We start from the raw sequence: 13,977 nt of genomic DNA on the forward strand, positions 1-13,977 counted from the left end.
CGAGCCCGAAGGCAGAATCACAGAGCAGCGTTGATTAGCCGCGAATGTCTTCGTAGAGAACAGTGGAGATGTAGCGTTCGCCGAAGTCTGGAATGACTGCAACGATCAGCTTGCCGGCGTTTTCTTCTTTCTTGGCTTCATCCAGGGCCGCAGCGATTGCCGCGCCCGAAGAAATACCGCCAAGGATGCCTTCTTTGGTCCCCAGCAGACGAGCGTTCTGGACAGATTCCTCGAGGGTGGCGGTGTAGACAGAGGAGTAGAGCTCGGTATCAAGTACTTCTGGTACGAAGTTGGCGCCGATGCCCTGGATCTTGTGTGGCCCTGGTTTACCACCCGACAGGATCGGGGAGTCGGCTGGTTCTACAGCAACGATCTTGACGTCAGGCTTCTGTTCTTTGAGGTAGCGACCTGCGCCGGTCAGGGTCCCGCCGGTACCGATACCGGAAACCAAGATATCGACCTTGCCCTCGGATGCTTCCCAGATTTCTGGGCCGGTGGTGGTGTAGTGAATTTCGACGTTGGCCGGGTTAGCGAATTGCTGGGCCAGAATCGAGTTGTCGGTTTCTTCCACGATCTGGGCGGCTTTTTCTACAGCACCGCGCATGCCGTCTGCACCTGGAGTCAGGACAATCTCGGCACCGTAGGCGCGGAGCATAACACGACGCTCATTGGACATGGTCTCTGGCATGGTCAGCACGACGCGATAGCCGCGAGCCGCACCTACCATGGCCAGTGCGATACCAGTGTTGCCGGAGGTGCCTTCAACGATGGTTCCGCCCGGACGCAGTTTGCCTGCTTTTTCAGCGGCATCAATGATGGCGACACCGATGCGATCTTTGACGGAGTTGGCTGGGTTGTAGAACTCGACCTTGACGGCCACCTCAGCTGGGAGCCCCTCGGTGAGACGGTTTAGACGAATAAGAGGGGTCTGTCCGACAGCTTGGGTGATGTTATCGAGCATCTTTGCCATGTTGGATTCATCCTTTTCAGGGGTACAAGTTTAAAAGAGTTCTCACGCTTAACAATAAAGGAAAGGTCGCAAAACGTAATTATTGAAGCCATGCAGAGTAATGTTTGCGAACGTTTGCCAGTTTTGGATTGATAACCACCTGACAATAGCCCCAGTTGGGGTTTCGTTGATAAAAGTTCTGATGCTCTGCTTCAGCCGGCCACCAGGTCGCGTCTTCTTCAATGGTAGTGACGATGGGATCAGCCCAATGTTGTTGATGGCGTTCAATCGTGCGCTCAAAGAGTTCTTTGTCGCCGTCTGACTGTGGGAACAGTGCTGAGCGGTACTGTGGGCCAACATCGGCACCCTGACGATTCAGCGTGGTTGGGTTATGGGAGGCAAAGAGCATATCTAAGATCGTGTCGGCGTCGATGACGTTCTGGTCGAACGTGACTTTCACTGCCTCGGCGTGACCCGTTGTGGCCGTCGATACCTGCTCGTAGGTGGGGTGTTCAACGTGACCGCCGATATACCCACATTCTGATTCGATGACGCCCTTAGTTTTGCGATAAACGGCGTCCTGACACCAAAAGCATCCTCCACCGACAATCAGGGTGCGCTGGCTGGTATTTCCTTGAGATTCTTGTTGCTGCGTCATATCTGACCACGCTACATGATATGCCGCTACTTCGGCTAGATCATGCGGGAGTTTCGGGGTGTCGGAGCTTACGCTAGGGCGTGAAAAGTGACGGTGAACAGTGGTCGGTAAAGCCTCGCCTTTCATCTGAAATGGGAACACTTTTGACGCCGAGAGCAACTTACGAGCACTTTTGAAGGCTTCTCGTTTTTCTCAAATCCACTTTCCCCCGGACACTCTGTGTCTGTAAAGCAGTCATAGTAAGGGAAATGTGGGGGAATACCAGTGGCCAGAGCTCGTCTAAGAATCGGCGAACGTGGGGAAATTGGCTCGTATAAGGTGGCAGATCGAAAATGGAAGTCTCGATGCTTCTATCGGGACTCATACGGCAAAAGACGTGCGTTGACGGCGACAGCAGCCACCAAAGCAGCTTCAGTTCGTGCAGTGCGGGAAAGGTGGCACAATGTTTCCAAGAAGATCATCACCAGACACGACGGAGATGAAAACCTCACTCTCGATGATCTCGCCACCAAATACTTCGATCATCTCTTCGAGGTACGACGAATCAAGGGCAGTAACACCGAAACCCTGCCGTCTCGTCACAAGCAGTATCTCAATCACCTGCAACCTCGTATAGGTCACACGTTGGTCATTGACTGCTCTACAGGAATGCTGAACGAGGCGTTACACAGCATCATCGAACCAGACGGTTCCATGGTGTCAGTGGCTGACAAATGCCGTAGTATCCTGGTCGGGATGTTTCAATATGCTGCCAGTCATAACATTGTTCAGCACAACCCGGCTGAGAACATCCCAACTGTGGGCTACCAGGCGCCCAGACCCCAAATCTGGTCGGACACGGCGTTGCACAACATCAGACTGGCCTTGCGGCACTGGGAGTCCAACCCACCGGTCAAAACCGTCCCCATCGCTGATGTTTTTGACATGACGCTTGCTACAGCGTGTCGTATCTCTGAAGTCTTGGGGATGCAATGGGAAGACATCTACTTGCCCGACGAAGAACACCAACCGGGGATTGTCTACGTGCAAAAAGCTGTTGTTCGCAGAACAGGAGTCTCCAACTACCTTGGCGATCCGAAAAACAGCAAGAAGAAACGCCTATCGCTACCAGTGTATGCCGTAAACATCCTGAAGCGACGCAAAGCAGACTGTGCTGGCAAAGGATTGGTATTTGTCAACCGCAAAGGCAACCCGTATGCACGAGATAACCTGTACCGGGCTGCACAACGTGCATTCAGTCTAGCTCGACAAGAACTCGGTCTCGATGTTCCAGACCGCTTGCCATTTCACACATCACGTCGAACCTCGCTCACAGAGATCGCCGAGGTGTATGGCATTGAAGCGGCATCGCAGCAGGGCGGACACAGCTCGGTGCGGGTCACGGAGCGCCACTACATTCAACGCGACGAGATGAAAGTTATCGACTTTTCTTCCGCATTAGAAAAGTTCGGGAAGACTGCAAAATAAAACCACTGCATGATGTATAGGTGAGTACAACATCATGGCTTTCGTCAGCCAGAAACATCAGCAGAGGTGAGTGTCATCGTCATCGGTATCGACCGGATCACCGTCAACGTGGGGCAGAAGTTCGATCCCGAAAACCAACGCCACATCGACAAAGTGATCAAGGCCGTTGCTGCACAACACGGTGAAGGATTCGAGATAGAAAACTTCGAGCCAGCCACCGGCAAAGCAGTCTTACGCCGCGAAAACCGATCCGCCATCGCCTCCCACACCGGCAACGCATCCATCGAGGTGCCACTACCGACCGGCACAACGGAGCGCGATGGGAAGAAACGATCACTCGCCTTTGCTGATGCATACCCCGGCTATGTGATGACCACCTTTGAGCCACACCGACGCCGGGCGATCTTATCCAAACTCGAAGAAGACATTGTGCTCACCCGAGATGCTTTAGCCACCGCACTGCGGTGTGAACCATGGGACATTCAAGTCTCATATCGACCCAAGGGCGGTTATGATTTCACGTTACCGTCCACCTACCGGCCATCCGCACATGACAAGGCGCTGACCGAAGTGACTGAGACGATCATCGGCAAACCTGGCTGGTATTTTGAGACCGACACTCGGGAACGAACCGGGTCGATCATCCCAGCAGAACTGCCCACGTTCAAAGCAGTGTATCCAACACCGCTGCCCAAAAAGGTTGAACCGTTTAACCCGGACAAAGACGATCATTTCCATATTCCAATCGGCACTGCCCTGCCTGAGCCGGGGAAGAAACATACCGAGCAGATCATCGACATTTCAGCCCATCAGCACGTCCAAATCGGGGGTATCGCTCAGGCCGGTAAATCCACAGTGGTCAATGCCTACATCACACAATTCCTGGCGCGCGGGGCTCAGCTGGCCATCATCGACACCCCCGATAAAGCAGTGGACTTCGCTTGGTGCAAAGACTTTGTCACGCCTGGCGGCTGGGGATGTGAAAATATCTTTGAATCCGCCACCGTGACCAAGCTCATTGAAAAAGAAAAGACCCGTCGCAGTGCCATCATTGCTCGCAACGGGGTGCAAAACTGGACGCAGCTGCCACCAGATCAACGTGTCATGCCACTGCTATTGGTCATTGACGAAGTCACCGTGCTGTTCTCCATGGAACCAGTGCCCAAGACGAACAAAGACTCACCCCAGGTGCTATTGGATATGAAGGATGAGGCAGAGTCCAACAACCTGGCAAAGGAGATTCTGCAAAAGGGAATCAACGATATCGCCGCCGAGATGCGTTTTGCCGGCATCTTTTTAGCCCTCTCCACTCAGGTAGCCTCCACCGACACCGGACTGCGAACCAAACTGCGAAGCAACCTCGGGCACAAAGTCCTGCTGGGCGCCAATCCAACCGAGGGCAACCGTCGGTTGATTTTCAACGACCCTGAAGGCGTCCCGCGGGTGCCATCCCACATTCGTGAAGACCCTGTTGCCGCCCGAGGTACTGGCTCGATTGAGCCACAAGGCTCCAACCCGGCAGTGTTCAAAGGCTATTACCGCTCCACGGATGAATACCGCAAGTGGCTGATCAGCATGGGCATCAAACAAAACGCCGATATCCGCCCAACAGTCGGCCAAGTCACTGACGTGTTCGGTGATGCTGACATCGACCTATCCAGTCGGATGGACCCATCACCAACAGATGTCACACCATCAGCTGAGGCCGCACCGACGTTCGTCTCGTCTGCCGGATCGCGTGCCCAAGCTCAGCACGAGGCGCTGCTGGGGGACTGAAGGATTCTGCGACATCATCCTATGCAGGAATCTCTCGCGGATACTGTCAACGAAATTTCGCACAGCACAGTGTAGTGCGCGACAGCTGTTATTCCACAGTCAAAATACCAGGAGCATCCCTTGTCCTACTACGAACCAGCGCACCTATCGGTTGCTGACATTCTGAATCCCACCCAGCTGTGGAAAGTCCAAGAGCGCTTTGGCAACTACGCTAATCAGTAGGTTGCCGGTTCGAGTCCGGCGGGGAGCACTCGTAGCCCCCGTCCCGCAGTGCGTGGCGAGGGTATTTTCGCATCAAAACTTGTTCCCCTAGCAATTCCCTGCCTGAGCCTGTGCTGTTATCTAGCAAATTCCAGAAAGGGTCGATTTCTAGGTTTAACTGATTACTTCGTGCTTCGACAGAAAGAGCCGAATTTTTCTAATTCTGCTCGATGTTGGAGAGGAAGCGACTCCACACTTTATGCTGTGCGGGACTGAGTATGTCAGATCGGATCTGCTCGACCAATGCCATAATTGGCAGCTGCTCTGTGGCAGGTGTCAAACCCGTAGCTTCCAGAACGGCATCCACAAAACTTGCAATCTGGCCTGCAAGTTCATTTGCCCGGCCATCATCGATATGAGTCTGGGTCTCTAGCTGTTCGAATTCCGGATACCAAGTGGAGGCCAGGTCCGCCAATGGCCCTTCGTTCAAAACGTTCTGAATAGTGGCAGCGATGTTCGCGTCAACAGTCCCAGTGGCGGTGATTAGCGTCCACACATCCTGATCCAGCTGCTGGGTAGCCGTACTTCGTTTTGCGAGGGACAACCTCGAGTATCGGGTGGTGGCGGAGCGAAGCTCAGCCAGTAATTTTCGCTGCGTCTTGATACGTTCTGCTTGTACCTTCAATTCGCGGTCAAGTTCAGCCAAAAAGGTCATCCTGGCGCTGGGTGTCCTGTTCTAGCACGTCACCGATTTTACGTAATGGCATACCGCTCATTGCTAGCTGGCGGATACGTAATACTCTAATCAAGTCGCGTGCGCTGTAGCGTCGGTACCCGTTCTGGTCACGCGGAACTTCAGGAAGCAGTCCGATCTTATGGTAATGACGCAACGCACGAGTGGTGGTGTCGGCAAGGTCTGCTAGCTCCTGACTGCGCAACACGGTGTCCAGATCGAGCATACTGTTCCTAGTCTTACAGTGGCACATAAGCAGTGCTAGAGAAACTGCGCATTACTAAAAGAGTGATCAAAAAATATTTATTTTATGAACAGTCTTTTTAGGAGTGTCATGACTACGCAAGTAAATGTACGGCAAGACGCATACCCCACTCGAGATAGTGATTACACCACCGTCGTGGATCGCCATGATCCGGTAGTGCACGATTGGGACTCTGCTGGTCCACTGTCTGTCCAAGAGCTGCAAAGCTATGATGCCACCGGGTATCTGACCATTCATGAGCTGCTGAGTCCCGAAGAACTGCAACAGTGTCGGGATGAGCTGCAGCGTTTGGCTCAGGACTCGGACGTCAAAGCCGACGAGGCCACCGTGACCGAAGCTGAATCCAATGAAGTCCGGTCCATCTTCAATATTCACCGGACCAATGCGATTTTTAAGAAACTCGCAAACGACCCACGATTGGTGCGTCGCGTTGAACAGATTCTGGGGTCGAAAGTTTATGTGCACCAGAGCCGCATCAACTACAAACCCGGTTTCGTGGGTAAAGAATTCGGTTGGCATTCGGATTTTGAAACCTGGCACGCCGAAGACGGGCTACCAACCCCGCGGGCAGCCAGCATCTCGATCTCCCTGACCGATAATTACTCCTTCAACGGGCCGCTGATGACCATGCCCGGCTCCCACAAAAAATACGTCCGCTGCGCAGGCGGCACCCCGGAAGATAACTATAAAAAATCCCTGGTCATGCAGGGCGCCGGCGTGCCAGACCGGGCCACCCTAACCGAATTTGCGGACAACTACGGCATTGACGTGCTCGAAGGACCAGCAGGCGGGGCAATCATTTTTGATTCCAACTGCATGCACGCCTCAAACGGCAACGTCACACCGTATTCGCGCTCAAATATTTTCCTGGTGTATAACTCGGTCGAGAATACGGCAGAAGAACCCTTTGCCGCAGCCTCCCCGCGGCCCGAGTTCATCGGGAGTACCGATTTCACCCCCGCCGGTGACTAACTCGATGCAGCACTAGCCGCCGAGGTGCACCACCACGCAACCCGGTGTTGCACCTCGGCAGCATCATTATGGAGCGCTGATAGGCGTTACCTGCTGTGCTGACCAGCAAGGTTGCTCTAGTCTGGTCGAGACACCAGAACTGCGACAGGAAGCTTTTTCTTCATGGTCATCGGCATTTTGCTGCTGAGCTTTATTGCCACCGCACTGCAACGCATCACCGGTTTGGGCTTTGCCATGCTCACCGCCCCCTTCGCCGTCGTGGCTTTAGGCACCCACCAGGGGATCATGCTGACCACGGTCCTGGCAGTTATTGCCTCGCTGCTGATGCTGCCGGGCATGTGGCGAGATATTGATTGGCGCAGGGTGGCCTGGATCGGGATCCCCGCGGCCGTCTCGGTCCCACCGGCCGCCTGGATTGGCTCCATGATTGATACCGCTGTGGTGTATTTGTTGGTCGGTGCGCTGGTGATCGTGGGGCTGGGTGTCGCACTGCTCATGCAGGGCACCACCAAACCGGTCACCGGTCGCAGCGCCAAAATTCTGACGGGGTTTGGTGCTGGTGCCGGGAGTGTGCTGGCAGGCATCGGTGGTCCGGCAATGACGATTTACGGAGTGGTCGCCCGCTGGCCGGTGGCCTCCTTTGCTGCCAGCCTGCAACCGATATGGGTCATCGTGTGCACCGTCGTGCTCATCAGCCGTAATACCATCATGGGCTCTACCATTCCGGACATGTCGCCGTGGGTCTGGCTGCTGGTGGCCACGGGCATCGCCGCTGGTATGTGGACCGGTCAGCGTTCCCTGGGGAAAGTTAACGATCGGGTGGTATTTGGCATTGTGGTGGCGCTGGCGATGACAGGCGCAGTGCTCTCGCTAGTCACCGGGATCATGGAGTTGCGGTAGTCGCCCGCGCCAGGTGTCGGCACCTTCTCCGCGGCCAAGCTCCTGTACTTCCATCTTGATGTGAGCGCTGCCCACGACGAGTCACGGAGACAACTTTCTGCCTCACTTACTTCAGAGGTTGTAGAAACGGTACTGTAATGCCCGGACCACGAGTTGGGCGAGGTTCTCGGCCTGAAGCTTCTCTCGCAGCTTCTTCGTTTGGGTCTTTACCGTCCACGCCGAGACCCCTTGGGCCTTGGCGATCTCCTCATAGCTCTGCCCACGACATATCAGCATGAGAACCTCAAGTTCTCGATGGGTGAGCTCCGGAGTGACCAACGGCGTCTCCGGCAATGTGTCACCAGAGATAAGGATGTCCCGTGCTAGGAACTTCAGCATTGAGGGATCATCGCCGCGGGCCGCACCTCGGACTGTCGCACGCAGCGTCGATTCAGAGGCGGTCTTATTGATCACTGCGACCGCACCGGCTTCCAGCGCTCGGGCAAGGCCTGGGCCGGGCGAGACGGTACTGAGTATGACCACGGTTGCTTCCGAATCCATTCGGCGAATCTGTCGGGTGGCGTCGATTCCGTTCATGCCGTCGGGCATGTTAATGTCCATCAGCACTACATCCGGCTGATGTTTGCGGTAGCTGTCGATAGCGTTGTCTCCGCTATGGACCGGGGGCAACAGTGTGATATCCGGCTCGGTCACGAGCGCGTAGGAAATTGCGCGTGTTGTCCAGTGATCGTCGTCGACGATCAGAACCGACAACTGGCGGTCAATATCGGTTCTCTCGCCCGGCGGTGATGGGGAGCGGATCATAGGCAATACTTCCTGTACTGTTTCTTATCGATGATGCGCCATATGACGCACTTGTAAGGGTTCCCGGTTGTTTTATAGGAAAGCTCACCGCTCACGGTGGTAGTCGCAACCGATGTCGTGGTGACGGATAAGGGTAGTTCTACAGGCGCTAAAGCACTGGAGAGCGGAATTAGCGAAATGGTCGCGAAAGCCAAAAGAAGTCTCATACCTTAAGACCACGACATTGCCTCTCAACTCCGCATCCCTCGTTCGAGGTATTTACATCGTGACTTCTCTCCCAACGGGAAAACAGACGACGACGGTGAAGACGCCATCGTGGCACGAAGCATCGCAGGTCCCACCGGATCGTTGAACCCGAGCCAAGAGCGTACTCGGCTTCTTATAAGGGGCTCGGACGCTTGGGTTTTGGGACTCGAATCGAAGCCAGTCGTCGTCCTCTCGACGTTCTGTCGACACCGAGATTATGCAGGGCCTTGGATGCGAAGCGTGCTTGACGACATTCGTTGCGAGTTCCTTCATGGTAAATAGCGCCGACTCGAGCGTCTTTCCTGGTACTGAAGTAGGCACGTCGCCAATGTTGATCTTCAGGTCGAGACCGCCGGCTTCTGTTGCCGAACGTGTCATCTCCGCGGCGCGAAGCAAGTCAGTCTCAAAGTCGTCACCCCCGGATCGACCCTCGAGGTCTTGAGTGAGGCGTGAAAGCAGCACACGCAGTTGTTGCTGTGCATGTGCGTTGACCAGGGCGAGCTCCGTGAGGCGCCAGTCGTGGCGGTTTTCCATTCGTGCCTCGATCCCCAGCATGCGAATGATTGCGGCTTCCGCTGCCAATCCGTGCGAGATGGTGTCGTGTGTGTCCAACGCCAGATCAAGGCGTAGGCGTTCGATCTTCCGTTCACTGGCCAAGGCGATTTCCTCACGCTTGGCGATCCCGTCTTGGATGCGTCTCTCAAACCCTGCGGCAGTAAGTGCGAGTAAGGAGCTCATCAGCCACCCAAAAGCTAAAGTGACGAGCGTTTCGCTCCCGCCCTCGGTAGACCCGACAACATGTGATATGAGCTTTGTAGCAAATAACAACATGGTAAATGCGACGAACGGGCGTACTCTCAGCTGGCTCAAGACGAACGCCGTGGCCACTTCTACTACTGTTTGGAATGGGTTCAGCAGATCCGGGAAGGCGACCGTGAATGCCAAGAACATCATGAAGCCGGAAGCTCCCGCCAAAAGTGGGATGAAACCTGCCGCTACTACGAGCACTGCGGCCAGCAACTGCAACGCGAGGTAGAGCGGTGCATCCGATTCGAGCGCCGAGGGGGTGACACCTCCGAGCGCGACGAGTAGAAGTAGGACACGGATCGGCAGATCGACATACCTAGCCCCTGTGAGAAGATAGACCCATCTGATCCCACGCGAGACATCTGTGGTCTCCGCGGAGTACCGACCCATACCTCTCACTTTCACTTGGCCGACACCCGCGATAGCTATCCATCCCGAGGATACTCGGGGAAGGCATGAGCAAGGAGAGTTCCATGTCACGTTACGACGACTTTTCTCCCGCAGCCCCGTACCGGACACTTCGACGACGGTTACATAGGAAGTCGCCTGGGTAGCGTAGCTTACATGCGACATTGGGTGTGGAAGTGTCCGTCGGTAGCTAGGGTGCCGGTGCCGGCGGCTTCATCAGGCTGGCTGCCTTGACGACCCCGGTCCCCAAGGAGACACACGCCGCTATCGGCAGGGCACTATTCCCGATGAGAATGAAGATTACTGACCCAAACCCGTTGTACCCCGAGGCGGAGAGATAGTCCCATATATCCAAGGCACTACCTACGATCGTCGGGGCGGATATCAGAACATGCACGAGTGTGAGAATCAGGCGGGTAGCTCGATGCGGAAAGAGCAGCCAGGTGCCCACCAGCGCCGCGAAAATCGACAGCGCGCAGAGGGCGATACCGATTGTCATGCTGACAGAGATCTCGAGATTCTGACGATCCCACACGGACACATACCACGCCCTGGTTACCAGGTACAGCGCGGCGGAAAGCGCCAAGGACGTGAACCCTCCGCCGGCGATCTTGCCTTTGCTCATGGTTACCTGCCGTTCCAATTTTTTGTTTTGCTTTTGACCACAGAGTAGTAGAGTGCAGTGCGGTCGTAGCACTTCGCACGACCTGTTGAGGTCTTGTATAGCGAGTAGCCGCAGTTCTGCCGCAGGTTGCTCTTAAACCTTGAGTCCGCGCTGGCACGTTGCGATCGCTTGCTGCTCAAGGAGACTTTCTTTTGTCGGATCGAATCGATCGCCATGTCATGTCGGGCGCACGGGCCTCGATAATCTACCTTCGTGCCTTTGTAAGTGTACGAATCCGGTGACCAGGTGCAGTAGTCATGGAGACTCTTCGGCTTGCACTTAGACGTTACCCAGGTTTTGCAGTAGACGTATCTACTTGGGATCGTGACCTTGCTCGGTCGTTTGAATGCAGCGGCGAGCATTAAGGATGCCTGAGCTGCTGCATTGTCGTCGAAAACTGCAGGAGTGGCTTCCACACTCTCACCCGGATCGACTTCGTTCTCGTCGGCTCCCTCGTTGCTGTTTTCCTCAACCTCGAGCGCCTCTGTAAGCTCGGCCTCTTCAGCGGCGAGACTGTCAGCACTGCGGTCGGCCTCGGGTCCTGCGGCCAGCATCCACTCCAAAGTCTCCGATGCCTCGGCAAGAATCTCGGTCTCGGTCTCGTCACCCATAAACAGTGAGAACAAGAACGGCCCGGCCAGATCGTCCCGGGGTACCGCAGAGACAATGATCTCGCTGTCTGTCACCGAGAGGTCGAATTCGATGCTACCTCCTTCGAGCGTGAGCACTGACGGTTCAAAAACAGTCGTGCCGGTTTCACACTCTAGTGTGCTCAAGCTGAGGTCTGGAGTGCAACCTTCGGGGATGGGGAACTTGGTCCGGAGGCCTGTAGCCGTTTGAGTTTGGTCGTCGTCGCTGATGCGTAAGTCATAAGCCGCTACGGTAGGAACTTTGTCCTCACCGGATGATTCCGCAGCTTCGTTGAGCGCGTCAGCGACTTCGGCAGCTTCCATCTCCGGGCTGATTTCACTTTCCACCTCGACCTGATCCTGGGCGATTTCGGAGGCCTGTGCGGGAGACGCCAGCACTCCTCCAATCAGCGCCATCACCATGCTGAGTCTCGCACCTGACATCGCTCGTTGTGTCTTCATGAAGCCACCCTTCCAGTCCGCTGTGCGTTCTTGACGCCTAGAACGCTCAATGTACCGACTGGTGCCGGGCGACTGCATACCCCGTGCGAGGTATGTCCCATGTCAGGAAATATCTGATTCGTACCTGAACGGACGGATGCAGATAGTAGCAGCCATAAAGCTCAGGAATGATGCTCATCTAAAGAGACTTTTGCAATGCCTCGAATGAGGTGACGTGCCGATCCCGAAACTGAGGTCAGTTGTATTCTGCTTCACGTCATGCGAAAGGTATATCGAAACTTGACGACCAGGCTGTTCGAACGGAAAATCTAGAAAGCAGCTTCGGAGAAATTGGCAAAATAACCTGCGTCATAAGTAGAATAAACCCCAGGGTGGACTGGACTGGTGTCTGTGTTAAAGTGTCCGTCCAAGCAGCGGCTTGGGTGACATTGGTACCCTATTTTTGTACTTTAACGTTCGGTATGGTGTTTGGCCTAAATTAGGGTTGAAATATTAAGAATGTGATGTCTCAGGACTTGGGTGACAGTTCTGTATCAAGACTTCGGTGACGCTTGGTGTCTCAGGACATCGGTAACACTATGACTGGTTGGCTCGGTTTTGGAACCGGTATCGGGCCTTGGAAATGGCCTGGTATCTGGTACCTGCTGATGGCCATTCATATTCAGCGATGATCTCTCCGACGGTGGTGGCAAAGATGATGCGTTCCGGGTTCCAGTCGGCGATGATAATGCGGCTGGCCATGGCCCTGGTGACAGAAAATAATGTGCCTGCAAAGTTGACTACCCCGTTGGTATACACGCGGAGCTGCCGGGTACCGGTGGCTCCGGGATGTTGAATACTGCCGGTGACCTTCGGCTGGCAACTCGAGGCCTGTTCGGAAGCTTTGGTCGCGGTGGCCTCCCAGAGCACGCTGAGATCGGTGATGCCTTCGTGGGCTGGCAACTCAGCCCCCAGTTCGGGTGAGACGGTTACTGGAATCTCTGGATCGATCGGTTGTGGCGCAGGTCGGGGTGCTTCGGCTACCGGGGTGGCATCCCAAGCTTGTTGCGGGGTGATCCGCCCAGCAAGGGCCTGATGTCCGCGCTGTGTGTTGTAGTAGCGGTCAAACTCATCGACCTGGGCTTGGAGCTCTGCGCACGTGGCGGCCAAGGGTTGTTTGTCCAACCATCGGAACAACGTTTGATGGAACCGCTCATTTTTGCCTTGGGTGGTTGGGCGACCAGGCCTTCCGGTGATCGGCTCGACACCTAGTGTTTTGGCATACGCGGTCAGTTGGCCGATCCAGCCCATCCGTTCAGGATTCAACGCCGCTCCGTTATCGGTCAACAGTCGCTGTGGCACCCCGGCAGCAGCGATGCCTTTGCGCATCACCGCTACCGCATCCTCCCCATTTTCAGATGGGGCGACATGCGAGGCGATAGCTTTACGCGAATGGTCATCTTCCAGTTGGAAAATCACACACTTGCGTCCACCCACCAGCACGTACTCGGTAGCATCCAACTGCCAACACGCATTGGGCGCTGGATAGACAAACCGCCGGTACGCAGCCCGGGGCTTCTTGTTGGGATGGACTCGGGCCACCTGACGTTCTCGGAAGATCCGTGCCAAGGAGGCTACTGCTGGTGGCTGTAAGCCCATGGCCAGCATTTTGTCATGCACACTGATCGGCCCGTGATCCCAACCCGAGGCTTCCAGGGCTTTGCGCACCGCGACCGCCTGATCTTTGACGTCTTCGCTGATTTTGGTGGGCGAGGTCTTGGGTCGACGAGACCGGGGCTCCAAGACTGCGGCTTGACCCTCGTTGCGTGCCCGAGCGCGCAGGGCATAGAAGGTTTTGCGACTGATGCCATGTTCAGCACAAAACGCGGTCACACTGCCACGGGGTGCGTCCTTGGGCCAATTAGCAATCGCCAGACGGATACGAGCATCAACAGGTTCATTATTTTTGGTCACCCATCAATCAGAACCGACCCGAAATCTTCTGGAAGTGTCACCACCACAACCCCCAGAACTGTTACCGATGTCCTGAGGTAGAA

The 13,977-nt window shown here is 55.3% G+C and carries 13 protein-coding genes; 4 read left to right on the forward strand and 9 right to left on the reverse strand.

Going from position 1 to position 13,977, the window contains the following annotated elements; genetic code table 11:
* Nucleotides 1-34 precede the first annotated feature (34 nt).
* Both cysK and msrA read right to left on the reverse strand, forming a co-directional pair.
* Nucleotides 35-970 (reverse strand): cysteine synthase A, encoded by a 936-nt coding sequence (gene cysK / locus A6F49_RS01010; RefSeq protein ID WP_043055970.1) that lies wholly within the window; start codon nucleotides 968-970, stop codon nucleotides 35-37.
* A gap of 79 nt (nucleotides 971-1,049) precedes the next feature.
* Nucleotides 1,050-1,607, reverse strand: coding sequence for a peptide-methionine (S)-S-oxide reductase MsrA (msrA, locus tag A6F49_RS01015; RefSeq protein WP_043055971.1), 558 nt, complete (start codon nucleotides 1,605-1,607; stop codon nucleotides 1,050-1,052).
* Between the two features lie 381 nt (nucleotides 1,608-1,988).
* On the opposite strand from msrA, the gene A6F49_RS01020 reads away from it, so the two are divergent.
* Both A6F49_RS01020 and A6F49_RS01025 read left to right on the forward strand, forming a co-directional pair.
* Complete coding sequence (locus tag A6F49_RS01020) at nucleotides 1,989-3,074, forward strand: site-specific integrase (RefSeq protein WP_043055972.1); 1,086 nt, start codon at nucleotides 1,989-1,991, stop codon at nucleotides 3,072-3,074.
* A 66-nt stretch (nucleotides 3,075-3,140) separates the two neighbouring features.
* Nucleotides 3,141-4,850 carry a hypothetical protein gene (locus tag A6F49_RS01025; protein ID WP_043055973.1) on the forward strand — a complete coding sequence of 570 codons (1,710 nt, stop codon included), beginning with the start codon at nucleotides 3,141-3,143 and terminating at the stop codon, nucleotides 4,848-4,850.
* Between the two features lie 418 nt (nucleotides 4,851-5,268).
* Here A6F49_RS01025 and A6F49_RS01030 read toward each other — a convergent pair whose 3' ends face one another.
* On the reverse strand, nucleotides 5,269-5,757 hold the full coding sequence (locus A6F49_RS01030) for a hypothetical protein (RefSeq protein WP_052504660.1): 489 nt from the start codon (nucleotides 5,755-5,757) through the stop codon (nucleotides 5,269-5,271).
* Nucleotides 5,750-6,010 (reverse strand): helix-turn-helix domain-containing protein, encoded by a 261-nt coding sequence (locus A6F49_RS01035; protein ID WP_052500017.1) that lies wholly within the window; start codon nucleotides 6,008-6,010, stop codon nucleotides 5,750-5,752. Before A6F49_RS01035 ends, A6F49_RS01030 begins: the two co-directional genes overlap by 8 nt.
* Before the next feature lie 108 nt (nucleotides 6,011-6,118).
* On the opposite strand from A6F49_RS01035, the gene thpD reads away from it, so the two are divergent.
* On the forward strand, nucleotides 6,119-7,021 hold the full coding sequence (gene thpD / locus A6F49_RS01040; RefSeq protein WP_043055974.1) for an ectoine hydroxylase: 903 nt from the start codon (nucleotides 6,119-6,121) through the stop codon (nucleotides 7,019-7,021).
* Between the two features lie 162 nt (nucleotides 7,022-7,183).
* Complete coding sequence (locus A6F49_RS01045) at nucleotides 7,184-7,921, forward strand: sulfite exporter TauE/SafE family protein (protein WP_043055975.1); 738 nt, start codon at nucleotides 7,184-7,186, stop codon at nucleotides 7,919-7,921.
* Nucleotides 7,922-8,032: 111 nt separating this feature from the next.
* Here A6F49_RS01045 and A6F49_RS01050 read toward each other — a convergent pair whose 3' ends face one another.
* The 5 genes from A6F49_RS01050 to A6F49_RS01070 all read right to left on the reverse strand — a co-directional run bounded on the left by A6F49_RS01050 (nucleotide 8,033) and on the right by A6F49_RS01070 (nucleotide 13,894).
* Nucleotides 8,033-8,725 (reverse strand): response regulator transcription factor, encoded by a 693-nt coding sequence (locus A6F49_RS01050; RefSeq protein WP_043055976.1) that lies wholly within the window; start codon nucleotides 8,723-8,725, stop codon nucleotides 8,033-8,035.
* Between the two features lie 258 nt (nucleotides 8,726-8,983).
* Nucleotides 8,984-10,168: a sensor histidine kinase gene (locus tag A6F49_RS01055; RefSeq protein WP_043055977.1), complete on the reverse strand. Its 1,185-nt coding sequence runs from the start codon at nucleotides 10,166-10,168 to the stop codon at nucleotides 8,984-8,986.
* 208 nt (nucleotides 10,169-10,376) lie between these two features.
* Nucleotides 10,377-10,811 carry a hypothetical protein gene (locus A6F49_RS01060; RefSeq protein WP_043055978.1) on the reverse strand — a complete coding sequence of 145 codons (435 nt, stop codon included), beginning with the start codon at nucleotides 10,809-10,811 and terminating at the stop codon, nucleotides 10,377-10,379.
* A 2-nt stretch (nucleotides 10,812-10,813) separates the two neighbouring features.
* Complete coding sequence (locus A6F49_RS01065) at nucleotides 10,814-11,941, reverse strand: hypothetical protein (protein ID WP_043055979.1); 1,128 nt, start codon at nucleotides 11,939-11,941, stop codon at nucleotides 10,814-10,816.
* 576 nt (nucleotides 11,942-12,517) lie between these two features.
* Nucleotides 12,518-13,894: an IS481 family transposase gene (locus tag A6F49_RS01070; RefSeq protein WP_043055980.1), complete on the reverse strand. Its 1,377-nt coding sequence runs from the start codon at nucleotides 13,892-13,894 to the stop codon at nucleotides 12,518-12,520.
* Between the last annotated feature and the right edge of the window lie 83 nt (nucleotides 13,895-13,977).

The organism is Enteractinococcus helveticum, from assembly GCF_001657475.1.
Lineage (GTDB): Bacteria > Actinomycetota > Actinomycetes > Actinomycetales > Micrococcaceae > Yaniella > Yaniella helvetica.

Bases quoted from the DNA above. Each gene is read 5' to 3' on its own strand.
- cysK (WP_043055970.1), bottom strand. From the start codon at position 970: ATGGCAAAGATGCTCGATAACATCACCCAAGCTGTCGGACAGACCCCT.
- msrA (WP_043055971.1), bottom strand. From the start codon at position 1,607: ATGACGCAGCAACAAGAATCTCAAGGAAATACCAGCCAGCGCACCCTG.
- A6F49_RS01035 (WP_052500017.1), bottom strand. From the start codon at position 6,010: ATGCTCGATCTGGACACCGTGTTGCGCAGTCAGGAGCTAGCAGACCTT.
- thpD (WP_043055974.1), top strand. From the start codon at position 6,119: ATGACTACGCAAGTAAATGTACGGCAAGACGCATACCCCACTCGAGAT.
- A6F49_RS01045 (WP_043055975.1), top strand. From the start codon at position 7,184: ATGGTCATCGGCATTTTGCTGCTGAGCTTTATTGCCACCGCACTGCAA.
- A6F49_RS01050 (WP_043055976.1), bottom strand. From the start codon at position 8,725: ATGATCCGCTCCCCATCACCGCCGGGCGAGAGAACCGATATTGACCGC.
- A6F49_RS01055 (WP_043055977.1), bottom strand. From the start codon at position 10,168: ATGGGTCGGTACTCCGCGGAGACCACAGATGTCTCGCGTGGGATCAGA.
- A6F49_RS01060 (WP_043055978.1), bottom strand. From the start codon at position 10,811: ATGAGCAAAGGCAAGATCGCCGGCGGAGGGTTCACGTCCTTGGCGCTT.
- A6F49_RS01065 (WP_043055979.1), bottom strand. From the start codon at position 11,941: ATGAAGACACAACGAGCGATGTCAGGTGCGAGACTCAGCATGGTGATG.